General features: G+C 68.0%; 22 protein-coding genes and 1 pseudogene. 3 read left to right on the plus strand and 20 right to left on the minus strand.

All coding sequences use genetic code 11. The features are described 5' to 3' along the window. Positions 1 to 173 precede the first annotated feature (173 nt). On the minus strand, positions 174 to 3,350 hold the full coding sequence (locus AC5WS7_RS11905; protein WP_495954477.1) for an acetyl-CoA carboxylase family protein: 3,177 nt from the start codon (positions 3,348 to 3,350) through the stop codon (positions 174 to 176). A 147-nt stretch (positions 3,351 to 3,497) separates the two neighbouring features. Between AC5WS7_RS11905 and AC5WS7_RS11910 the strand changes: the two genes are divergently transcribed. After that, positions 3,498 to 4,415 carry a hypothetical protein gene (locus AC5WS7_RS11910; RefSeq protein WP_495954478.1) on the plus strand — a complete coding sequence of 306 codons (918 nt, stop codon included), beginning with the start codon at positions 3,498 to 3,500 and terminating at the stop codon, positions 4,413 to 4,415. Here AC5WS7_RS11910 and AC5WS7_RS11915 read toward each other — a convergent pair. Next, a complete protein-coding gene (locus AC5WS7_RS11915; RefSeq protein WP_495954479.1) occupies positions 4,412 to 4,810 on the minus strand; it encodes a protease inhibitor I42 family protein in 399 nt (132 codons plus the stop codon). The genes AC5WS7_RS11910 and AC5WS7_RS11915 overlap by 4 nt on opposite strands. Before the next feature lie 113 nt (positions 4,811 to 4,923). Next, positions 4,924 to 6,426, minus strand: a complete 1,503-nt coding sequence (locus AC5WS7_RS11920; protein ID WP_495954480.1) for a carboxylesterase/lipase family protein — start codon at positions 6,424 to 6,426, stop codon at positions 4,924 to 4,926. 247 nt (positions 6,427 to 6,673) lie between these two features. Here AC5WS7_RS11920 and AC5WS7_RS11925 point away from each other — a divergent pair. Both AC5WS7_RS11925 and AC5WS7_RS11930 read left to right on the plus strand, forming a co-directional pair. Next, positions 6,674 to 7,510 (plus strand): annotated as a pseudogene (locus AC5WS7_RS11925) (dolichyl-phosphate beta-glucosyltransferase); the annotation flags it as partial. A gap of 151 nt (positions 7,511 to 7,661) precedes the next feature. Next, entirely contained in the window at positions 7,662 to 7,943 is a 282-nt protein-coding gene (locus tag AC5WS7_RS11930; RefSeq protein ID WP_495954481.1) for a YggT family protein, read from the plus strand. Positions 7,944 to 8,372: 429 nt separating this feature from the next. Here AC5WS7_RS11930 and der read toward each other — a convergent pair whose 3' ends face one another. The 17 genes from der to AC5WS7_RS12015 form a co-directional block, all read right to left on the minus strand. Then, positions 8,373 to 9,812, minus strand: a complete 1,440-nt coding sequence (gene der / locus AC5WS7_RS11935; RefSeq protein ID WP_495954482.1) for a ribosome biogenesis GTPase Der — start codon at positions 9,810 to 9,812, stop codon at positions 8,373 to 8,375. Beyond that, positions 9,809 to 10,507 carry a (d)CMP kinase gene (gene cmk / locus AC5WS7_RS11940; RefSeq protein ID WP_495954547.1) on the minus strand — a complete coding sequence of 233 codons (699 nt, stop codon included), beginning with the start codon at positions 10,505 to 10,507 and terminating at the stop codon, positions 9,809 to 9,811. The genes der and cmk overlap by 4 nt, the downstream gene beginning before the upstream one ends. 35 nt (positions 10,508 to 10,542) lie before the next feature. Further along, positions 10,543 to 11,358: a pseudouridine synthase gene (locus AC5WS7_RS11945; protein ID WP_495954483.1), complete on the minus strand. Its 816-nt coding sequence runs from the start codon at positions 11,356 to 11,358 to the stop codon at positions 10,543 to 10,545. A gap of 717 nt (positions 11,359 to 12,075) precedes the next feature. Continuing rightward, positions 12,076 to 12,741: an SMC-Scp complex subunit ScpB gene (gene scpB / locus AC5WS7_RS11950; RefSeq protein WP_495954548.1), complete on the minus strand. Its 666-nt coding sequence runs from the start codon at positions 12,739 to 12,741 to the stop codon at positions 12,076 to 12,078. A 41-nt stretch (positions 12,742 to 12,782) separates the two neighbouring features. Further along, the gene (locus AC5WS7_RS11955) at positions 12,783 to 13,706 is read right to left on the minus strand and encodes a segregation and condensation protein A (protein ID WP_495954484.1); all 924 of its coding nucleotides are present in this window, start codon (positions 13,704 to 13,706) and stop codon (positions 12,783 to 12,785) included. Beyond that, positions 13,703 to 14,674, minus strand: coding sequence for a ParA family protein (locus AC5WS7_RS11960; protein ID WP_495954485.1), 972 nt, complete (start codon positions 14,672 to 14,674; stop codon positions 13,703 to 13,705). The genes AC5WS7_RS11955 and AC5WS7_RS11960 overlap by 4 nt, the downstream gene beginning before the upstream one ends. A gap of 529 nt (positions 14,675 to 15,203) precedes the next feature. Further along, a complete protein-coding gene (locus tag AC5WS7_RS11965) occupies positions 15,204 to 15,518 on the minus strand; it encodes a gas vesicle protein K (RefSeq protein WP_495954486.1) in 315 nt (104 codons plus the stop codon). Beyond that, complete coding sequence (locus AC5WS7_RS11970; protein ID WP_495954487.1) at positions 15,511 to 15,738, minus strand: gas vesicle protein; 228 nt, start codon at positions 15,736 to 15,738, stop codon at positions 15,511 to 15,513. The genes AC5WS7_RS11965 and AC5WS7_RS11970 overlap by 8 nt, the downstream gene beginning before the upstream one ends. Then, a complete protein-coding gene (locus tag AC5WS7_RS11975; protein ID WP_495954488.1) occupies positions 15,735 to 16,526 on the minus strand; it encodes a GvpL/GvpF family gas vesicle protein in 792 nt (263 codons plus the stop codon). Before AC5WS7_RS11975 ends, AC5WS7_RS11970 begins: the two co-directional genes overlap by 4 nt. Then, entirely contained in the window at positions 16,523 to 16,909 is a 387-nt protein-coding gene (locus AC5WS7_RS11980; protein ID WP_495954489.1) for a gas vesicle protein, read from the minus strand. Before AC5WS7_RS11980 ends, AC5WS7_RS11975 begins: the two co-directional genes overlap by 4 nt. Continuing rightward, the gene (gvpO, locus tag AC5WS7_RS11985) at positions 16,906 to 17,241 is read right to left on the minus strand and encodes a gas vesicle protein GvpO (protein ID WP_495954490.1); all 336 of its coding nucleotides are present in this window, start codon (positions 17,239 to 17,241) and stop codon (positions 16,906 to 16,908) included. Before gvpO ends, AC5WS7_RS11980 begins: the two co-directional genes overlap by 4 nt. Before the next feature lie 19 nt (positions 17,242 to 17,260). Then, on the minus strand, positions 17,261 to 17,512 hold the full coding sequence (locus AC5WS7_RS11990) for a gas vesicle protein GvpG (protein WP_495954491.1): 252 nt from the start codon (positions 17,510 to 17,512) through the stop codon (positions 17,261 to 17,263). A 3-nt stretch (positions 17,513 to 17,515) separates the two neighbouring features. Continuing rightward, on the minus strand, positions 17,516 to 18,280 hold the full coding sequence (locus AC5WS7_RS11995; protein WP_495954492.1) for a GvpL/GvpF family gas vesicle protein: 765 nt from the start codon (positions 18,278 to 18,280) through the stop codon (positions 17,516 to 17,518). Then, positions 18,280 to 18,690 carry a gas vesicle protein GvpJ gene (gene gvpJ, locus AC5WS7_RS12000; protein WP_495954493.1) on the minus strand — a complete coding sequence of 137 codons (411 nt, stop codon included), beginning with the start codon at positions 18,688 to 18,690 and terminating at the stop codon, positions 18,280 to 18,282. Before gvpJ ends, AC5WS7_RS11995 begins: the two co-directional genes overlap by 1 nt. Further along, positions 18,687 to 19,859 carry an SRPBCC family protein gene (locus AC5WS7_RS12005; protein ID WP_495954494.1) on the minus strand — a complete coding sequence of 391 codons (1,173 nt, stop codon included), beginning with the start codon at positions 19,857 to 19,859 and terminating at the stop codon, positions 18,687 to 18,689. Before AC5WS7_RS12005 ends, gvpJ begins: the two co-directional genes overlap by 4 nt. 4 nt (positions 19,860 to 19,863) lie before the next feature. After that, positions 19,864 to 20,505, minus strand: a complete 642-nt coding sequence (locus AC5WS7_RS12010) for a hypothetical protein (RefSeq protein ID WP_495954495.1) — start codon at positions 20,503 to 20,505, stop codon at positions 19,864 to 19,866. A 295-nt stretch (positions 20,506 to 20,800) separates the two neighbouring features. Next, positions 20,801 to 20,974, minus strand: coding sequence for a CsbD family protein (locus AC5WS7_RS12015; protein WP_495954496.1), 174 nt, complete (start codon positions 20,972 to 20,974; stop codon positions 20,801 to 20,803). Positions 20,975 to 21,231 lie beyond the last annotated feature (257 nt).

The following is a 21,231-nucleotide window of genomic DNA, read 5'->3' on the forward strand; positions in this document are numbered from 1 at the left end:
ACCTACTAAGTACTCAGTAGGTAACGATGGTAGCCGCTTGCCGAGCCTCGGAAAACCCCGAAACGACCGCGCCCAGGATCTTTCGGTCTTCCCGCCGGCGGCGGCCGTCCGGCGGGAAGGCCGAAGTCGCAGTCCGGACGGCCCGGCGTCACCGCATCCCGAGTGCGGTCGGCTCAGCGCAGGGTGGCGATCCAGCGGCGAGTGTCGGCCGGATCGATGACGTCGTCCAATTCGCCGACCGTGGCCGCGGTGAGGGCTTTACCGCTCTCGTACGCGGCGGCCACGAGATTGTCGAAGGCGGTCTGCCGGGCCGCGGGGTCCTCGATGGCGGCCAGTTCCTTGGCGAAGCCCAGGCGGACCGCCCCTTCCAGTCCCATGCCGCCGATTTCGCCCGTGGGCCAGGCGATCACGAAACGCGGAGCCCGAAAAGAGCCCGCGGCCATGGCCTGCGCCCCCAGGCCGTACCCCTTGCGCACGATGACGGTGCCGAAGGGGACGGTGAGCGCGGCGGCATCGATGAACAGCCGGCTGAACCGGGTGACGGTGGCCTCCTTCTCCGCCTCGGGCCCGACCATGAAACCCGGTGTGTCACATAGGGATACGATCGGCAGGCCGTGGGCCTGGCACAGCCGCAGGAAGGCGCCGAGCTTGTCGGCGGCCGGTGCGTCGATCGCGCCGCCGAGATGGTGGCAGTCGTTGGCGATCAGGCCGAAGGGGCGTCCCTCGAAACGAGCCAGTGCGGTGACCACGCCCACGCCCCAGTCGCGACGCAATTCGAGTGCCGATCCGCAATCCGCGACGGCCTCGATCACGGAACGGATCTCGAAGGCGCGCAGCCGATTCTCCGGCACCACATGCCGCGCCGAACCTGCCTCGGGAGCCTGCCAATCATCCACGGCCCCTTGGAAGTACGACAGATACCGGCGGGCCATATCGACCGCCTCGGCCTCGTCGGCGGCGGCGAGATGGACCACTCCGTTGCGACGCTGCACCTCGATCGGCCCGATGTCCTCCGGCGCGTAGACCCCGAGTCCGCCGCCCTCGATCATGGCGGGCCCGCCCATACCGATATTGGCGTCGGGAGTGGCGATCACGACATCGCACATCCCCAGCAGCGCGGCGTTTCCGGCGAAACAGCGACCGGAGACGATACCGATCAGCGGCACCTTCCCGGACAGCTCGCCCATCACGCGGAAGGTGGTGACGTCCAGCATCGAGATGCCGCCGTGGTCGGTGTCGCCGGGCCGCCCGCCCCCGCCCTCGGTGAAGAACACCACCGGTAGCCGCTGCTCGTACGCGAGATGCAGCATGCGGTCGGTCTTGGCGTGATTGCGCACGCCCTGGGTGCCCGCCAGCACCGTGTAGTCGTACGACATCACCACCACCCGCGCCCGATCCACCCCGAACCGGCCCGCGCCGACGGTGGCGACCCCGGCGACGAGGCCGTCGGCCGGAGTGTTGGCGATGAGGTCCTCGGCACTGCGCCGAGCCCGTTGCGCGGCAACGGTGAGCGCCCCGTACTCCACGAAGCTGTCCGCATCGACCAGATCGGCGATGTTCTCCCGTGCGGTGCGCCGGCCGAGGTCGTGCCGTTTGGCGACCGCCGCCGAACGTCGCGCGTCGCGGGTGTTCTCGTGCCGGGCCCGCACCTCGGCCAGATCGGCCCGCTCGGCATCGAGGTCCACCACCGCGGCCGCGACATCCGCACCGTCGTGGTCGGCCTCGGTCCAGCTCACCAGCACCGCGTGCGGGTCGACGACATCACCGGGCGCGACCAGCTGCCGCAGCACCCGCAGCGAGGTGTCCGCGCGCACCACGTGCTGCATCTTCATCGCCTCGAGCACGGCCACTTCCGCACCGGCGGGCAGCACCGAGCCGGGTGCGGCCAGGCTGACCACGGTCGCGCCCATCGGGCTGCGCAGCGCCTGTTCGTTCTCCTCCAGCACGGCCTGCAACGGACTCGACACGGCGCCACGCACCTCGGGCTGGGGCGTGTAATCGGCTGCGCGGGATAGCAATCGGCCGAGTTCGCGCTCGAACCAGCCGGTGTCCACCGATTCGTCGCGAGGCAGTTCGTCCAGTGCGGCGCGCAATACCGCGAGATTGGTGTCCACGCCGGTGATGGTCGTCTCGGCGAGCGCGTCCGAACACCGTTGCAGCGCGGTCGGATACGACGAGCCCCGTGTGATGACCTTGGCCAGCAGCGAATCGAACAGCGCGCTCTGCCGCATCCCCGGACACGCGGCGGTGTCCACCCGCACTCCCGCACCGGTGGGCGCGCCGAACTGGGTCAGGGTTCCGGTACTCGGCAGCAGATCACCGCTCGCGCAGACGATTTCGGCATTCACCCGGGCCTGCACCGCGAATCCGCGCGGTGTGGCCTCGGGCAGGTCCAAATCGGCCAACCGCTCCCCGAGCGCGAGCCGGAACCCGACCGCGACCAGATCGACCCCGCTCACCTCCTCGGTGACCGTATGTTCCACCTGCAGACGCGGATTCACCTCGAGGAACCACGCCTGCGTGCCACGAACCAGGAATTCGACCGTGATCACCCCGCGGCATTGCACCGATTCGGCGATCGCGACCGCATCGCGATGCAACCGTTCCCGCAGCGCCGCGGGCAGATTCGGCGCGGGCGCCAGCTCGAGCAGTTTCTGCCGACGTCGCTGCACACTGCAGTCCCGGTCACCGAGCGCGACCGCGCGCTGCCCGTCGGCAACGATCTGCACCTCGACATGCCGCGCGCCGGTCACCAGGGCTTCGGCGTAGACGGCGTCGTCGCCGAATCCGGCCAGCGCCTCGGCCCGGCACCGTTCGTACGCCTCGGCCAGCTCGCCGGGCTCGCGCACCGAACGCATCCCGCGACCACCGCCGCCCGCGGCCGCCTTGACCATCACCCCGTCCGGATGTTCGGCCAGCAACGCGGCGATCGCGTCGAGCCCGTCCTCGCCCGAGGTGGCGGGCAGCACCGCGGTTCCGGTCGCCTCCGCCGCCGCCCGAGCGGCGACCTTGTCCCCGAATATCCGCAACACATCGGGTGAGGGCCCTACGAAGACGAGTCCGGCCGCCGCGCACGCGGCCGCGAAATCGGCACTCTCACTGAGGAATCCGTAGCCGGGATGAACCAGCGTCCCGGCTCCGCCGCGCCCGGCGGCCGATACCACCGCGTCGATGTCCAGGTAGGCCGCGGCGCCACTGCCGGGCAGCGCGACCGCCTCGCCGGCCAGGCGCACGGGCAGTCCGGCCGATTCCTCGGCGGTGTGCAACACCAGCGTCGAATATCCGCACTCCCGGGCGGTCCGCACGATCCGGACCGCGATCTCGCCCCTGTTGGCCACCGCAACACGCATGCCCCCAGCCTCGCATCCCCGCACCCGGCGCGCGGCCCGGGGTGATCCTCCCCGGACAGCGGCCGAAGCCGCTGTCCCGCACGCCGCAACGCCGCCACCGGCAGATGATCCCGGGTCGGGATGCGGTAGCGGACCGTCGCCTCGCTGATGTCCGCCCGAGCGGCGGTCTCGGCGGTGGTCACGCCGCCGTGCCCCTTCTCCAGAACCAGATCCAGGACGGCACGTGCGATCGCGCCACGCCGCGCAGCGGTTCCGGGGTACGTTCCGCGGCGGATTCACCGGTACCGAAACCCGCTTCTCGCTGTACTTCCCTCCGGCCGACAGCTACCGCGGACGGTTCTTCAGCACATCACGCCGGTTCCCGACAGCGAGCACCTCGCCCAGTACGCGACGGGGCGCGAGGACAAGATCGGGTTCACCTTCTCCAGCGGCGCGTACTTCGTGGAGACCAACGGCAGCGGACGGCCCGCGGTAGGCGGCACGATCGACCCCACCATCACCGCTTGCCGCGCCAATGCGGCTGCCGCACAACACTCCCGCGCGGTCGCCGCCCGGATCTACGGCGCGCATCGCCCTACGGATACGCCTACGGCGGCAGTGGCGGAAGATACCGGATCATCGGCGGCGCCGAATGCACCGAGGGTGCGACGTCTCGCTCCGGGCGACACCGTCGAGATCGACAACAGCAGCTTGCCGGCCGCCCAGACCTGCCACCGGCACCAGATCCCCGACGCCACCTACACGGTGTGGGACCAGTTCCGCGACCGGGACGGCAATCAGGTTCCGCCGCAGCGGGATCTGCTGCTCGGCCCGCTGTTCACCAGCGCGGCGTCCGGACATCTGCCGACGGGAGAATTCGCCGGCAAAATGATCGTGGTTGCCTGCCTGCTGGACCGCGAGGCGTTCCCCTGGCAGGCGGACCGTCACCTGATCGCTCGCGCCGCTCCCCCGCGACCGTGCCGGGTGTTCACCCATCGACACCCGGCACGGCCCGATGACATCGGGCCTGTCTCGTTGCCATCGAATCCCATTATCACACAACGGAATTCAGCAGCGGAAGACTAGCCGACCGTGATGTTCTCGGTGAACGTCTGCGCGGGAGCCGAGCCCGCCCGCACCGAGATCAGGCGCAGCGTGGTGTGGCCGCGCCCCGCGGCGGTGAAGGTCCACACACTCGTACCCGCCGCACCCGGCATGGGGTTGTTCGAACGGAACTGCGGCGTGCCCTCCTGATGCAGTACCCCCTGATCGATCGGGCTCAGCTGCCAGACATAGCCCGAGGACGGATTGTCCGGCAAGGCCACCGCCAACTCCTGCCCGACGGACAGGGTCCGGCTCTGCCCGTTTCCGTCGGTTCCGACGATGACCGGCTCGTCGACCGGCGAGGCGGTGGGGATGGCATCCGCCACCGCCACCGCATTCGCACCGCCGGCCGCGAGGGCCAGACCGAGAACAACCATCCGCAAAGGTGTACGCACCGCATTCCTTTCACACTGTCGAGGCGCCCACCTTACCGGCGATCTCGGCCGAACCGCGTTCGTGTGCCGAATGCGTTCCCCGGCAGCGGGTTTCGTCAGCTCGGTTGGACCTCGCGCCAGGCCCGCACCGCCGCGAGCTCATCGGCGCGCGGATCCACCCGCACCGGCGAATCGGGGTGGTCGAAGATCTGCACCGCGCGATGACCGGCATCGAACCGCGCCCAGCCGGGATCACCGTGCGTCGCGAAATCCGCCCACGCCCGATGCACCCGATCGGCCAGGGCCTGCGGCGGGTTCGGTCCGGTCAGACTCACCGCGGCGTCCAGGCGGTCGAAGACGAACGGCACCTCTAGCACATGGCAGGCGCCCAGACCGTCGATGCCCGAACGCCAACCGAATTCGTACATGTACGCCGGTGCACCGGCCGCCGCGACGGCTTCGGCGATCCGCACCGAATCCTCCCGAAAAGCCATATCGGTGACGATCGCGTTGAACACGTCCGCAGCCGAACCATCGGGCCGGTTGGCCGCGTAGACCCGGGCCAGCGCGGGGTCCAGACCGTAACGCCGCAGCACCATCGGCAGCGTCCGGTCGGTAATGGCCGCGGCCAGCCCGGCGGGCACGGTGAAGAAGCGGAACTCCTCCGCGGTGCATCCGATCAGCAGCGGCACCGCTCGTTCCGGTCGCGCGGCAAGGACGGTGCTGGACAGATCCTCGATCAACTCGCCATCGATCACCGGGAACAGGCTCATCACGCCCAATCCGTGGCTGATCACGGTCTCGCCCCATCGCGCCGGATCCGGATCCTGCATCAGCTCCAACGCCATCGCGTCCTGTGCGGCCCGCAACCGGTCCGGCCCCAGCTCGCCGAACGCCGCCGCGGTCGGCGCGACACCGGCCTTGTCCGCCAGCACCTCGGCTACCCGGCGGGCGTCCTCGGCACGGGCGATTCCGATCCCGTTGCCGCTCTGGATGATCGCACGCCGGAACAGTCCTTCGGTCAGCGGCGAGGCGATCAGCGCGGCGATACTCATCCCGCCCGCGGATTCCCCGAAGACGGTGACGTTGCCGGGATCTCCGCCGAATGCCGCGATGTTCTCCCGCACCCACCGCAGCGCGAACACCTGATCGTGCAGGCCGCGATTCAACGGTGCGTCCGGTATCGCGGCGAAACCGGAGACGCCCAGGCGATAGTTGATCGATACCGTCACCACACCGTCGCGGGCGAAGGATCCGCCGTCGTAGATCGCGCGTGCGTTGGATCCGCGCACGAACGCCCCGCCATGGATCCACACCAGCACCGGCAGCCCGGACCCGCCCGCATCGGGAGTCCAGACGTTCACGTTCAGGTACTCGTCGCCGGGAATGCCGTCACTGCCCAGCAGCGCGTGAATCGGTGCGGGATATGGCGATTGCGCGCAGGTCGCGCCGTATTCGAGCGCATCGCGCACACCGGCCCAGTCCGGCACCCGGGCGGGCAGTTCGAATCGCGCGGGCCCGACCGGCGCCGCCGCGTAGGGGATCCCCAGAAAGGTGGCGATGCCGTTCCGGGTGACCCCGCGAATCTTGCCGCCCGTCACGGACACGATGGTTTCCACTGCGAACCTCCTGAAGTCACCAGCATTCTGCCTCGCCGGACCCGATCCCGGGTTCGCTGCACGATATGCACCGTCAACGGGCACAATGCTCGGGTGGTCCCGATTTACTACGCGTTGTTCATGCTTCTGTACGAGAGCCAGCGTCTGCTCGAGTTGCTCATCGGCCCGTGAGCGACGCCCTCGGCGCACAGTGATCTCACAGCGGCGACCAAGCCCGGCTCCAGCGGGGCCGACGACTGTGGTGCACATGAGCGAAATGACGATTGCATCGCATACCACCGATCGGAACGGCGCAGCCCCGCGCGTTCCGACGCTGGACATCGTGATCCCGGTCTACAACGAGGAACGCGGCCTGAGCGACTGCGTCCGGCGGCTGATGTCCCACCTCGAGGGTTTCCCGTTCTCGGCGCGCATCACGATCGCCGACAACGCGAGCACCGACGGAACCCTCGCGGTGGCCAACGCACTGGCCGCGGATTTCGACAACGTCCGGGTCATTCACCTGGACCGCAAGGGCCGGGGCCGGGCCCTGCGCGCGGCCTGGCTGGCCTCCGACGCGGCCGTGGTCGCCTATATGGACGTCGACCTGTCCACCGATCTGAACGGGCTGCTGCCGCTGGTGGCCCCGCTGGTCTCGGGCCATTCGGACATCGCGATCGGCACCCGCCTGGACCCCGCCTCGCGGGTCGTGCGCGGCCCGAAGCGCGAATTCATCTCCCGCAGCTACAACCTGATCCTCAAAGCCGCTCTGCGCGCGCGGTTCTCCGACGCCCAGTGCGGCTTCAAGGCGATGCGGTCGCAGATCGCGCAGGTGCTGCTACCGGTGGTGCAGGACGGTGAATGGTTCTTCGACACCGAACTGCTGGTGCTGGCGCAGCGGTGCGGCCTGCGCATCCACGAGGTCCCGGTCGACTGGGTCGACGATCCGGACAGCCGCGTCGACATCATCGACACCGCGCGCAAGGATCTGCGGGGCGTGCTGCGGCTGCGTCGCGCCTTCGCGGCCCATTCCCTGCCGATCGAGGACCTGCGCGCGGAACTCGAGCGCAAGCCCCTGACCGCACGCATGCCGCTCACCCTGGTTGCCTAGGATCGCGCTGCCGAACGGGCATTCTCGACACGACCACACGAACGTGCGAGTCTGATAGTCATCTGAGAACAGCGCAAAGCGGACACTTTCGGCCGATACCGGGCGTTGACCGGTAAGCAGGCCCGCGACCACGAAGGAGTTCGTCATGGCCCTCATCGGAGCCCTCATCGGGTATGTGCTGACGCTGTTCATCCTCGTGCTGCTCGCGCGCATGGTGCTGGACTGGATCCAGATGCTCAGCACCTCACCCAGTGCGGAATGGCTGGTGAAGGGACGCCGGATCGCCCACTCCTGCACCGAACCCGTGATCGCGCCGGTGCGGCGCGTACTGCCGCCGATCCGGGCCGGCGGCATGTCGATCGACCTGGCGTTCACGCTGGTGTTCATCGCGGCGATCATTCTGCGCTCGATCGCCTTCAGCCTCTGACCGTTTCCCGGCCGTGCGGCGGTCATCGCGAGAACCGCTGCCACCCAGTCGAACAGCTCCCGCACACGTGACCGGGCCAGTGCTGCCCCGGCGTATTCACTTCTCCGGGAACGACTTCACGAACGCGAAACCGATGGCCACCGCGCTGAGCACGGCAAGGACCGCAATACTCCACATATGAATCCCTTATTCGACTGTGCAACAAGCGGTTTGAAGGTACCCCGCGGCTACCCGCGCTGTCCGGGAAACCGGCCATCCCCGTCCCCTCCCCCTCATCCGGGCGTTCTTGTACCGTCGCGCGATCGGTCGGATCACGGGAGCCGAAAATTCCTTATGCACATGTTCCAATGCGCATAGGTGAGTATGAGCATGTTCCAGACTGATAAGTGACCACTCCGGTGGGCCGGGATTCGGCCCACCGGAGGCGATCTACTTCTTCCTGCGGTCGCGCTTCTCGCGCACGCGAACCGAGATCCGCACGGGCGAGCCGTCGAAACCGAATTCCTCGCGCAGCCTGCGCTCCAGGAACCGGCGGTACCCGGCCTCCAGGAATCCGGTGGTGAACAGCACGAACGTCGGAGGTCGCGTGGTCGCCTGGGTAACGAACAGCACGCGCGGCAGCCGGCCGCCCCGCATCGGCGGCGGGGTGGCCGCGACGACCTCCTTGAGCCAGGTGTTCAAACGCCCCGTAGGGATGCGCTTGTCCCAGGACTCGAGCGCGGTTTCCATGGCGGGAACGAGTTTCTGCACCGCGCGGCCGGTATGCGCGGAGATATTGACCCGCTGCGCCCACGGCACCTGCACCATTTCCCGGTCGATCTCACGCTCGAGCTGTTCGCGGCGGTCCTCGTCCACCAGATCCCACTTGTTGTAGGCCAGCACCAATGCCCGGCCGGCGTCCGCGACCATGCTGATCACCCGCAGGTCCTGCTCGGTGATCGGCTGCGAGGCGTCGATCAGCATGACCGCGACCTCGGCGGCCTCGATCGCCGATTTCGTGCGCAGCGAGGCGTAGAACTCGGTACCGCTGGCATTGGCCACTTTGCGGCGCAGCCCGGCGGTATCGACGAAACGCCAAGGCTTACCGCCCAATTCGACCAGCGAATCGACCGGATCCACGGTCGTGCCCGCCACGTCGTGCACCACCGAACGCTCGTCACCGGCCAGCTTGTTCAGCAGACTGGACTTGCCCACATTCGGTTTGCCGACCAGCGCCACCCGGCGCGGCCCGGAACCGGGCGCGGCGACGTCCTCGCGCGGCGTCTCGGGCAACACCTCGAGCACGACGTCCAGCAGATCACCGGTGCCGCGACCGTGCGCGGCGCTGACCATATGCGGTTCACCGAGTCCCAGCGACCACAGCGAGGCGGCCTCCGCCTCGAGTTTCTCCCCGTCGACCTTGTTCACGACCAGCACGACGGGCGTCTTCGACCGGCGCAGCACCCGCACCGCCGCCTCGTCGGTGGCGGTCGCGCCGGTGGTCACGTCGACCACCAGCAGGATCGCGTCGGCGGTCCGCATGGCCAGTTCGGCCTGCCGCGCCACCGACTGCTGCAGCCCCTTGGCATCGGGCTCCCAGCCGCCGGTGTCCTGCACCAGGAATCGCCGGCCGGCCCACGACGCCTCGTAGGAGACGCGGTCGCGGGTGACACCCGGGACGTCCTCCACGACGGCCTCGCGACGCCCCAGAATGCGGTTCACCAGAGTCGATTTGCCGACGTTCGGACGACCGACGACGGCCACGGTCGGCATCGGCACATACTCGTGCCCCTCGACGTCACCCTCGAGATCGGCTATCTGCCAATCGTTTTCGTCGTTCCACACCCCATCGGCGGCGTAGCCGACGGCACCGGAGTCCGGGAAGGTCATCGCCCTCCTCCCGCGGAAAGGTGTTGCGCCACAACCTGGAACAACTCGTCGATGACCTGCTCGCGGGTCAGCTCGCTGGTGTCCACGATGATCGCGTCCGAGGCCGGGCGCAGCGGGGACACCGCACGGGTGGAGTCAAGGGTGTCCCGGCGCTGCACATCGGCGAGCACGGCCTCGTAGTCGTCGCCGCGACCCTCTTCGATGTTCTGCTGATTGCGCCGGTACGCGCGGGCCGGGGCCGAGGCCGTCAGATAGATCTTGGCATCGGCGCCGGGCAGCACGACGGTGCCGATATCGCGGCCCTCGACCACGATTCGCCCTGCGCCGGAGGCGATCTCACGCTGCAGGGCGACCAGCTGCTCACGGACCTCGCTCACCGCCGACACCGCGGAGACCGCCTTGGTGACAGCGTCGCCGCGAATCTCGCCCGACACGTCCGCACCGTCGAGCTCGATGACCTCACGACTCGGATCGGTGCCGATCCGCAGCGGCAGGTCCTTCACCGCCACCGCGATCGCGGCGGGATCGTCCAGATCGACCTCGCTGCGCAGGGCGTGCAGCGTCGCGACCCGGTACATCGCGCCGGTGTCGAGATACCGAGCGCCCAGCCGGGTGGCCAGCAGCCGGGACACGCTGGATTTGCCGGTCCCGGAGGGCCCGTCCATCGCGATGACCAGCGAACCCGAATCCGACATGCGTTCGGGAATCTCGATCGACATCTTCACACCGTTCACAGGTCCACCGCCTCGTAGAGCTTGCCGATTTCGTCGCGTCCGAGCACCCGCAGCGTGCCGGGACGTTGGTCGCCGAGCGCGACCGGGCCGATCCGTGTTCGCACCAGCGCGGTCACCGGATGCCCGACCGCGGCCAGCAGCCGACGCACGATGTGCTTGCGGCCCTCGTGCAGAACAACTTTCACCAGCGATCGGCCTTCGCCGACCTCCAGCACCTGGAAGTCGTCGACCGTGGCCGGGCCGTCGTCGAGTTCGACGCCCTTGCGCAGGCGCTTGCCGACCTCGCGCTGCACCTCGCCGTCCACGGTCGCCAGGTACGTCTTGGACACCTGGAAGGACGGGTGCATCAAGCGGTGGGCCAGGTCGCCGTCGTTGGTGAGCAGCAGCAGACCCTCGGTATCGGCGTCGAGCCGCCCGACGTGGAACAGCCGCTGTCCGGCCATGACCCGTTCGGCGACGATATCGCCGACGCACGGCCGGTTGAATTCGTCGGACATGGTGGACTGGAAACCCTTGGGCTTGTTCAGCGCCAGATAGACCTGTTCGTCGCGCACCACGATCCGCACGCCGTCGACCCGGACCACGGCCGTGTCGGGATCGATGCGCAAACCCTGTTCGCGCACGACGACCCCGTCGACCTCGATGCGGCCCTGCTCGATCAGCTCCTCCGCGACCCGGCGGGAGGCGACGCCCGCCTTGGCGAGCACCTTCTGCAGCCGCTCCCCCTCACCCCACGGCAGCCGCTTCGGGCCCTGCTGCTCTTCTTCACCCTCGACGTGCTGGTGCCGAGCCGGTTTGGCGAAGCTGAGCACGGTGGGCTGCTTGCGCTGCGGTGTGGGCTTCGGCTTGCGGTGGGGCGTGGGCCCACGACCCGCGGCCGGACGCCCCTGTGCGGAGCCGGCGCGTCCGCGATCCTGGGAGTTGCCGCCCCGTCCACCCCGGTCCGGCGCATAACCGCGACCGGTCCCACGTTCGTCGGAATAGCCACCCCGCCCGGAGCCGCGATCCTGCGAATGGCCGCCCCGGCCGCGATCCTGCGGATAATCCCCGCGACTCCCCCGGTCCTGCGCATAACCGCCCCGCCCGGAGCGCTCTGCCGAATAGCCGCCGCGACCGGCCCCACGATCCGACGAGTAGCCGCCACGACCGGCGCCACGGTCCTGCGAATAACCCCCACGACCGGTACCGCGATCGTCCGAATAGCCGCCACGACCGGCGCCCCGATCGTCCGAATAACCCCCGCGACCGCTGCCGCGATCCCGCGAATAACCCCCACGGTCAGTACCGCGATCGTCCGAATAACCCCCGCGACCGCTGCCACGGTCCTGCGAGTAGCCGCCGCGGCCGGCGCCCCGATCCTGCGAATAGCCCCCGCGGCCGGTGCCGCGGTCCGGCGAGTATCCGCCGCGGTCCGAACGATCCCCCCGGGAATATCCCCCACGGTCGGCTGCGCGTTCCGCGCGGCCGTGCCTGTTGCGATTACGGTCCGGTGTGCCATCTCGGCGAGCGGGTGTGTCCACTGTGTCCTGTCAATCCTCGGCGCCGAGGTCGATATCCGACTCGGCGGGTTTCTTCAGCCTGGTGTACCGGGGATCGGTGTCCAGGCTCTCGTTGATCTCATCGATCAGGTCGACGCCCGGCAGCAGGGGCGCCAACGGCGGGAGGTCCGCCAGCGACGCGAGCCCGATCCGTTCCAGAAACAGCTCGGTGGTGACGTACAGGGTGCCGTTGGTGTCGGGATCGGCCCCGGACTCGGCGATGAGCCCGCGGGCGACCAGCGTGCGAATCACACCATCGACATTCACCCCGCGCACGGCGCTGACCCGTGCTCGCGTAACCGGTTGACGATAGGCGATGACAGCCAGAGTTTCCAAAGCGGCCCGCGTCAGTTTGGACCGCGCACCGTCCAGCAACATGCGTTCGACATACGGCGCGTATTCGGTCCGGGTGTAGTAACGCCAGCCGTCACCGGCATATCGCAGATCCATACCGCTGCCCCTGGCGGTCAGTTCGGCGGACATCTCCCGCAGCGCCTGCGTGACGCGTTTCTCACTGTCGCCGAGGGCCGAGGCGAGCAGTTCGGCCGATGCCGGTGCGTCGACGACCAGCAGCATAGCCTCGAGCGCCGAGCGGAATTCGTCCTCACCGAGCGACTGCGCGCCGAACTGCTCCTCGGCCGCCTCGCCGTCGCTCACCCGATCGACGCCGTCGGACGCATCGGTACCCGCTGTCACCGTCACCCGTAATCCTCTTCGATAGTCACCGTCTGTGCTGTTTGCGCATCGTCCGCATCACCGGTCCAGCTGACCGCCAAGGGGCCCAGCGGATCGGGTTGGTCGAACTCGATCGTCTTGCCCCGGTACAGCTCCAACAGCGCCAGAAATCTCGCGACGATCTGCACCGGTACCTCGCAGTCCGCGCAAATCTCGTGGAACGTCGTCCAATTGCCCGCTCCGCGTGCCCGCAACATCTCCAGCACCATCGCGGCCTGCTCGGCGACCGAGATCGCGTGGGCGTGCAGATGGTCCAGACCCACCTTCGGCGCCGGACGTGGCCGGAACGCCGCCGCGGCGATATCGGCGAAACCGGCGGCGTCGACCCCCAGCGTAACCTCCGGCAGAAGTTGCAGGTAGCGATCCTCGAGCGACACCGCCCGCGGATAACGCCGCAGCGCGGCGGCTTCCAGCTCCCCCAGCAACTCGGCGACCTGCTTGAACGCCCGATACTGCAGCAGTCGCGCGAACAGCAGGTCGCGCGCCTCGAGCAGTTCCAGATCGTCGGCGTCGGTGACCTCACCCGAGGGCAGCAGGCGCGCGGCCTTCAGATCCAGCAGAGTGGCGGCCACGACGAGGAATTCGGTGGTCAGGTCCAGAATCTTGTCCGCGCGCAGGGTCCGGTCTTGATTCAGCGTGGAGGTCAACGCCTTGGTGTACGCGATGAATTCATCGGTCACCTTGTGCAGCGCGACCTCGGTGACATCGAGCCGCCGCTGGCTGATCAACTGCAGAAGCAGATCGAAGGGGCCCTCGAAATTGGTCAGGCGCAGGTGGAAAACGTTCGTTCTGTCCGGATTGCCGGTGGCCCCGGCATCTTCGGGACTCGGAGTGGCCTCGTCGGGGAGAGCGGGTGGATCCGTAACAGTGGGCGGTTCCGCGGTCACCGGCCCGACCGGTGGATGACTTCCCGTGCCATCGCCCGATACGCCTCCGCGCCACCGGATTTCGGCGCCCATGTGGTGATCGGCTCACCCGCGACACTCGCGTCCGGGAACCGCACGGTCCGATTGATCACCGTGTCGTACACCAGATCCCCGAAGACCTCCACCACCCGGGCCATTACCTGCCGCGAATGCAGCAACCGCGCATCGAACATGGTGACTACGATGCCGTACAGGCTCAATCGCTGGTTCAGCCGGTCCCGCACCTTGTCCACGGTGTCGGTGAGCAGGGCCAGTCCACGCAGCGAGAAGTATTCGCATTCCATCGGAATGACCACACCATCGGCGCAGGCCAGCGCGTTGACGGTGAGCAGGCCCAGCGACGGCTGACAATCGATCAGGACATAGTCGTACCGATCGCTCAACGGCGCCAGCGCACGACCCAGGGTCTGCTCCCGGCCGACCTCGTTGACCAGCTGGATCTCCGCGGCGGACAGATCGATGTTGCTGGGCAGCAGGTCCATCCCCTCGACCTTGGTGGACATCAGCACATCGTCGACCCCGGCCCGGCCGCCGACGAGCAGGTTGTGCACGGTGAGATCGAGATCGTGGTGCGCGACGCCGAGGCCCGCGGACAGCGCCCCCTGCGGATCCAGGTCCACCAGCAGCACCCTGCGACCGTACTCGGCCAGCGCGGCGCCGAGATTGATGGTCGAGGTGGTCTTGCCGACGCCACCCTTCTGGTTACACATCGCGATAACCAGCGCGTCTCCGTGGCGGGACACCGGCGGCGGTTCCGGTATGTCGCGCAACGGGCGTCCGGTCGGTCCCACTTCCGTGCCGTCCGCCACGATATCTTTCGCCTCCCATAATGTTCGGGCCGCATGCTCTATCCGCGATCCTGATCGGTTGGATGAAAGCGGGTCTGTCGCAGCTCTCCTATGCGGTTCGCCCGCACCGGCTGTCGTCATATCCGCTGCTCCTTACAAGTCCTGCATTGCCCCGCCCAGCGCTGCGGGGCCGATCTTCATCAGGGGGTGCCGCGTTAAGCACTGCCATAGACGCTACCGCTTCGTAGCACAACACCGCTGTTCCGCCTCTCCGGGACTTCAGCGTGTTGTCGGGTGCTCGAGGACTCGAGCTTCGGCACGGCGGTTCAGAGCCGAGCGCCTTTCGGGCGTCCCCGTGAGCACCGATGTTCTTACGAAATCAGTTGGCGGGACCGCCTCTCCGGGGCTTCAGCGTGTCGTCGGGGACAAGGAGGGCGCGCGCCTGTGACCGGCACGTGCGGAGTACCCGGTGAGTTATCCGCGTTCATGGCTCTTGCGAAATCGGTTGTCGGGACCGTCCGTCCGGGCCGTCGAATACCCGCGGTCCCCGCGTTTCGGGCGGGCGACGCGTGGCATCGCAACCCCGCCGGTCGCTCGTATACTCGCGAAAACAATTGCCGGACAGGCTTTTCCGGGCGAACAGCGGCGGGCCGGGAGCCGGATTGCGCTGTCACTCGACAGGGCGATCATCCGCCGCTGGTGGGAGTAGCGGACCGAGCGGACCCAGATCGATGTTGAGGTCTTCCGGTGTGAGTCCGAAATGATCGCGCAGTTCGCCCATGCGTTGTTCCAGAAGCATGAGTGTGGTTCCGATGCGCTCGATCTGATCGTCGGTGAGATCACCCGCGTCGACGCGGCGCAGCGCCTGCCGTTCCATCAATTGCCGCAGCAGCTCCACCAGGGTGAGCACGAGGGTGACGAGCCCGCGCTCGACGGATTCCGGATCGCTGTCGATCCGCGGTGGGATGCCGCCGAATTCAGTCATCGCCGAATTCCGGCGCCTCGCTCGGCGGTGATCCGATCGGCGGGTAGAGGGTGCTGATCGAGGAGATGAGGGCCCGCAACGAGATCTGGACCAGATCGACGTCGGCAATGGCGAGTTTGACATCGCCGGAAATGACCACCCCACCGGCCAGCACCCTGTCCAGAAGATCCACCAGCGCGATACGGCGCTCGGTGTCGGGGGTGCGATCGGCGCGAATCATGTCGCCCCTCGTTGGATACCCGCGAACGAATACGGCGGCCAGGGGCCGGTGAGTTCGAGCCGGATGCCCGGAAACTCGGCTTCGAGCTTCGTGACGGTCGCGGTGAAGTCCTCGGTGCGGTCGTCGTCGACGAGATAGGTTCCGTTGAGCACCATCCAGTCCCGGCGGCCGCTCACGGCCGGGTCGGTCAGCGGCTGACACCGTCCTGCCGCCGCATGGCGTACCAAACACGCATGGATCCGCTCGGCACGCTCGGCCGCGTCCCGCTCGACGGTCTCCTGCGCGGACAATTGCGCCCGGCGGCGAGCCAGGTACGCGGCGCCGGGCCCGGACGTGCCGCCTTCGGCCGCCGCGGCCTCGGCAACGGCGGCGGTGAGGGCGGCACGATCGCCATAGGCTCGTACGCCCCACTCGGTACGCGCGCTCACCAGTTCGAGCGCGGCGGCGAAATCCGCCCGCCGCTCGTGCAGCAATTCGCGTACCCGGTTGTCGTCGTGGAAGACGGTCGCCAGCCGCAGCGGCACGACCGGTCCCCGGCCCACCATGGCCGAAACCACCGCGTCGTGTGCCCGCGCGGTCGCCTCCAGCCAGTCCAGATCCTCGAAGTTCCTGCGCAACGGTTGCTCCCCGAAGACATCCAGCGGCACCGAACCGACCACGGCGGCCAGGTCACCCGACACGATCGTGCGCACCGGTTCGCCCGCGACTCCCGTCAGGCCGGCCGTATCCGCGTACCCGTCGCGCCGATCCGCCACGACGTACAGCCAGACCGCGAAACCTCCGGTCACCGTTGCTCTTCCGTCGACTCGCGGCCGCGCTCGAGCGGTTGCCGGCGCTCGTCCACCGCCTCCAGCTGGGCGATCCGCTCCCGGAGCCGGCGATTCTCGAGCTCGAGATCCGGGCCTTGCCGCTCCACCGCGCGAGCCTTGCTGTTGAGCCAGGGGTCGCTCTCCCACCAATCGATGCCCACCGCCTTGGCCGTTTCCAGGGACGCGATCACCAACCGCAGTTTGATGGTGAGCAGCTCGATGTCCAGGAGATTCACTTGGATGTCACCGGCGATCACCAAGCCCTTGTCCAGGACCCGTTCCAGAATGTCGGCCAGGTTCGTGGATTGGTGCCCGCCCCCGTAGGGTTGCGGCGCGTACGAACCGCCTCCGTTCACCGTCATCGTCGTTCCCTCGAGCCGATGTCGGTGCTGCCGCGGCTGTAGCGTTTGCTTCTCCGGTAGGCCAGCAGACTTCCGTCGAAATCGATCTCCACCTCGTAGAGCGCCAGGATGTCCGCCGATGAGGGGATACGACGGTCTTCGAGTGCCTCGACCTCCACGAGCCAGCCGTCCTCCATGGGTTCCACGCTCGTGACTCCCTGGACGTCCTTCGACGTCAGCTGCACGAGACGTTCGATCGCCAGCACGGCGGCTTGCTCGGCGGTCAGGGCCGGCTCTTCCGCCGACGCCGAACGAGCCTTGCCGGAATCGTCGGAAACGGTGTTGCGAGCCACCTCGATCACTCCTTCGGTTCTATCGCCCGCCTCCCCGGGAGCCCATCATGCGTTCCAGGACCGCCTGCTGGGCTTGTTCGGCCTCCTGCGCGGACAATTCACCCGCCGCCGCGGCGCGCTCGATCTCCTCGAGCTCGCGCCGCAGTATCACGGGATCATGGAGCTGCTGTTCGACCTGGTCCTGGATCACTTCGCCGATCCAGATCACGCCGCGAACCGGCACGGTGACCGGCGCGAGCGGCAAGGACAATATCGAGGAGAGCAGACCCATAACTCACTCCTCGGGAGCCGGCTTGGCGATGAAGTCGTAGGCCGCCATCGGCCCGAGCAACTGCAACTCCACCCGGCCGTCCCACTCGGCCATGAGCCGTTGCAACGCCTCCTCCAACTCGTTCTGCCGGGCCGACTCGACCAGCACCGCGACGTGGACGGCATCCTCCTCGTGAGTCGGTTGGCGCTGGTTGACCATCGCGTCGAGTTGCTCCACCTCGGACACCACCTTCGCGGAGTCCTCGGCTCGCTTGGCCTCGATCGACTGATTGATCAACTCGCCGAGCGCGATTCGCTCGTTGCGGGTGGCATCCTCCGGTTTGCCGCGGATCTCGTCCCGCAGCCGGGCGGCCTCGGCATTCTCATCGAGCAATTCCCGCAGGATCGCGTCTTCGACGTAACGCCCCTTGATCACGAACTGCGCCCGGCCCTCGAGTTCTACCAGCGCCGCGTGGAATTCTTCCTCGTGCGCCGCGAGTAGTTCGTCCTCCACCGCCGCCGTGTCGGTCATGACCGCGCCGAAGCGCAGCGGCAGCACCGGGGTCACGGCGGCCGATCCGTCCAGCAGTTTCTCGTGGGCGGTGAGGTCCTGGGGCGTGCCCAGTGCCCGATCCGACACCAGCGGGCTGACCAGCGCGGCGATCTCGCCGTGCCGCACCACCTCGATCTCACCCGGTGGATCGCCGACTCCGGTGATGTGCGGCTCGGGCTCGACGTCGGCGGGCACGATGCCGTAGACGTAGACACCTGTGGGTGATTGCGGAGCCATCACTTCTCCTCACGCCTGGATGGCCGGTGTACTGTCTGGCGCTTCTCCTGCACGTCACCGAGGAAGTCCGCGACCTTCTCACTCGCCGCGTCGAGTGCGCCCTTCGTCTTGTTCTTCGCCAAGCCTTGGGTGGTGTCGCCGACGAGATCGCTCAGGCCCTTGGGCTCACTGCCGAGCTCGAGCCGGTTGACCGCGTCGGCGAAACGCAGATAGGTATCCACGCTGGCCACCACGACACGCGCGTCGATGGTCACCAATTCGATGCCGACCAGCGACACACGGGCGAACGCGTCGATGACCAGGCCCTTGTCGAGAATGGTGTCGATTACATCGGCCAGGCTGGACGAGTTCGGCCGGGCCATCGTGCCGGTTCCGCCACCGCCGCCGCCTCCTGCGGGTTCGATCGTCATCTGCTTGCTCCTTGGGTAACACGCGACCGGCGGGGCGCCGGGCTGTTGCGGGCGGCTGTTCGGCGGCGAGGCGGCTCCGGTTCGGCCTCCTCCTCGTCGGCATCACGCTGATCCGCGTCCTGCTCGTCGATCTCGTTTTCCTCGGCCTCGTCCATTTCTCGGTCGTCGGCTTCGTCGTCGGCGCGCTCGTCATCCTCGGCATGCCGGCCTTCGATATCTGCTTGCTCCTCGCGCCGTGCGCTCTCGTCGTCCTGCACGACCTCACTGTCGCGGATTTCGCCGTGCCAGCCCACGATGTCATCGCTGTGCAGCACGGTCTCCTGCATGACATGCCGCTGAAAGTGCTTGAGCTCCAACCGGCATCGCCGGCCCGCCGCGCGCCACAGGTTCGCGGTCTTCTCGAATACTCCTTGTGGGTGGTACGCGAGCACCACAAGGATGCGGGTGAGGTCCGGTGTGATCTCGTGGAAGCTGACCGCACCGTCGATATAGCCTTTGGCCCCCTTGGAACGCCACACGATCCGCTCGAAGGGCACCTGCTCGATGATCGTGGACTCCCAGGTCCGCCTCGACCAGAACACTTTTCCGGTCCAGCTGAGCTTTTCGTCGGAGATCTGCTCGACCTGCTCGAGTTTCTTCGTGAATTTCGGGAAGTCCGCGAACTGGGTCCACTGGTCGTAGGCCAGATCGATCGGCACGCCGACGTCGATGTGCTCGACGATATTGGTCAGCTTCAGCTTCTGTGTGCCGCCCTTGCCCTTCCCTCCGGTGAGCGATTCCTTGACTCCCTCGACAACACCTCCGAACGTCTCCCGGAACGATCGCCCGAGCTTGTCGGCACCCGCGCTCATCACTGCGCGCAACGGCGAGGCGCCGCCCGCCAGCTTCTCCACGCCGGTCACCGCCGCCAGCAGGTTCCCGCCGCCGTCGGCGGCGTACTCCTGCAGCCGATCGGCGGTTCTCATTGCCCGGTTCGACAAACCGGCTACCGCACGTTCGGCCAGCGTCCCCGCGAGGTTCTGCACGGATTGCTGCAGGACACCGGTCGGGGCGCCCGCCGTATCCCCGGCCGCCGTACCGGCCCGGGTCGTGGCTTCCGCGATCCGGCCAACCGCCTCGGAGGCCGCCTTGCCGACTCCAGTTGCGGTGTCGCTCAACGCTTTCGACATCGATTCACCTCCTCGTGCGACGCACCGGCGCGTCGCCGGCGTCGGCACCGGCACGGCGTCGAGCAGAGGAGGAGACCGGCGTGCGATCCGCCGAACCTGCCCCACGGTTCGAGGTCCGCGAGCCGGCCCTGCGCGTGCGTGCGGTTACCGGCCCGCCCGATCGTGATCCAGTGGCACGCCGAGAACCGGTTCGCTCCTGGTCGTCTCGGTCTGCTCCGTATTCATCTTCGTCCGGAGAATCACCGTGCCCGCCGGCGCTCGCTGCCTCGGCCTCGCGGCGGTGCCCGTCACCGGTTTCCGGTTCGTCCGAATCGGTGTCGCGCGCCCGGTGTCGATCCGTGTCCGAGACGGACGTAGCGCCCTGTTGCAGCCGCTCGCTCAGCGCATCGATGCGGTTGCTCGCGGCGGTCACCGCGGCCGACCGCGCCGCATCCATCAACTCGCCGCGAACCGTATCGGTGAGTTCGGTCAGCGCCGACGACGATTTGAGCAGCTCGGTCCCGCGCTCCAACAGTTCGGCAGGCGTTCCCGTGGATCGTCTCGCCATCGCCGCCCCTGCCAGCGACAACGCGAAGCGCATCTTGCGCGTGCGCCCCAGCAGGTAACCGACGCCCACCCCTATCGCAATTCTCGTGCCACCTTTCATGGCTCACTCCTTGCTTGCTCGACTACTGCCGCGTCGGCACTGCCGCGGGGGTCGAGCGATAACACCCCGATGTATGAGGTAGGCCATATTGCCAATGGCCATACACCAGCGTATACCCAGCTATTCCGCTGGGCGGGCCGTCGGCCGGATGGCTGGGGGCCGCCGCGGACCAGGCACGCGATGCCGCTACCTACGATTCGCCGGGCTTGTATGCCGACGAATCCGGCTCCGGCTACCGGGGCGCCGGGGCCGGGTGCACAGTCCGAACCCACACCCCCGGCCCCGTGGCTCGCGGTCAGTCCTTGAAGACGTCCTTGACCTTCTCCCCCGCATCCTTCAGGTGGGCTTTGGCCTGGTCGTCCCGGCCCTTTTGCTCGCGCTCGGCATTGCCCGTCACCTGGCCGGCCTTCTCCTTGGCCTTGCCGCTCAGTTGTTCGGTCTTGTTCTTGATCTTGTCGGTAGCACTCATGACGGCTCTCTCCTTCCAGTGCGCCCGGGGCCGCCGGCAACGGCCCGGTGATCGATCGCCTACCCCGGCGCCGGCCGCGCAAACAGCAGCGAATCCGCTCACCACCGGACCGGCCGGGCGCATCCACCGAGACCGAGAATCACCGTTCTCGCGTGACCGGCCGCCAGGGCGCGACCAGACGAGCGCTTCGGCCGGGCGCGGACCGGTGTGGCGATTCCGCGCCCACGACCGAGTGCGAAACATCCACGGCGAGTACG

The organism is Nocardia sp. PLKS1-43 (genome assembly GCF_059510335.1).

Excerpts from the sequence above, each read along its gene's own strand:
- AC5WS7_RS11905 (WP_495954477.1), bottom strand. The coding sequence starts at position 3,350 with ATGCGTGTTGCGGTGGCCAACAGGGGCGAGATCGCGGTCCGGATCGTG.
- AC5WS7_RS11910 (WP_495954478.1), top strand. The coding sequence starts at position 3,498 with ATGTCCGCCCGAGCGGCGGTCTCGGCGGTGGTCACGCCGCCGTGCCCC.
- AC5WS7_RS11915 (WP_495954479.1), bottom strand. The coding sequence starts at position 4,810 with ATGGTTGTTCTCGGTCTGGCCCTCGCGGCCGGCGGTGCGAATGCGGTG.
- AC5WS7_RS11930 (WP_495954481.1), top strand. The coding sequence starts at position 7,662 with ATGGCCCTCATCGGAGCCCTCATCGGGTATGTGCTGACGCTGTTCATC.
- der (WP_495954482.1), bottom strand. The coding sequence starts at position 9,812 with ATGACCTTCCCGGACTCCGGTGCCGTCGGCTACGCCGCCGATGGGGTG.
- cmk (WP_495954547.1), bottom strand. The coding sequence starts at position 10,507 with ATGTCGGATTCGGGTTCGCTGGTCATCGCGATGGACGGGCCCTCCGGG.
- AC5WS7_RS11960 (WP_495954485.1), bottom strand. The coding sequence starts at position 14,674 with ATGACGACAGCCGGTGCGGGCGAACCGCATAGGAGAGCTGCGACAGAC.
- AC5WS7_RS11965 (WP_495954486.1), bottom strand. The coding sequence starts at position 15,518 with ATGACTGAATTCGGCGGCATCCCACCGCGGATCGACAGCGATCCGGAA.
- AC5WS7_RS11970 (WP_495954487.1), bottom strand. The coding sequence starts at position 15,738 with ATGATTCGCGCCGATCGCACCCCCGACACCGAGCGCCGTATCGCGCTG.
- AC5WS7_RS11980 (WP_495954489.1), bottom strand. The coding sequence starts at position 16,909 with ATGACGGTGAACGGAGGCGGTTCGTACGCGCCGCAACCCTACGGGGGC.
- AC5WS7_RS11990 (WP_495954491.1), bottom strand. The coding sequence starts at position 17,512 with ATGGGTCTGCTCTCCTCGATATTGTCCTTGCCGCTCGCGCCGGTCACC.
- AC5WS7_RS11995 (WP_495954492.1), bottom strand. The coding sequence starts at position 18,280 with ATGGCTCCGCAATCACCCACAGGTGTCTACGTCTACGGCATCGTGCCC.
- gvpJ (WP_495954493.1), bottom strand. The coding sequence starts at position 18,690 with ATGACGATCGAACCCGCAGGAGGCGGCGGCGGTGGCGGAACCGGCACG.
- AC5WS7_RS12005 (WP_495954494.1), bottom strand. The coding sequence starts at position 19,859 with ATGTCGAAAGCGTTGAGCGACACCGCAACTGGAGTCGGCAAGGCGGCC.
- AC5WS7_RS12010 (WP_495954495.1), bottom strand. The coding sequence starts at position 20,505 with ATGAAAGGTGGCACGAGAATTGCGATAGGGGTGGGCGTCGGTTACCTG.
- AC5WS7_RS12015 (WP_495954496.1), bottom strand. The coding sequence starts at position 20,974 with ATGAGTGCTACCGACAAGATCAAGAACAAGACCGAACAACTGAGCGGC.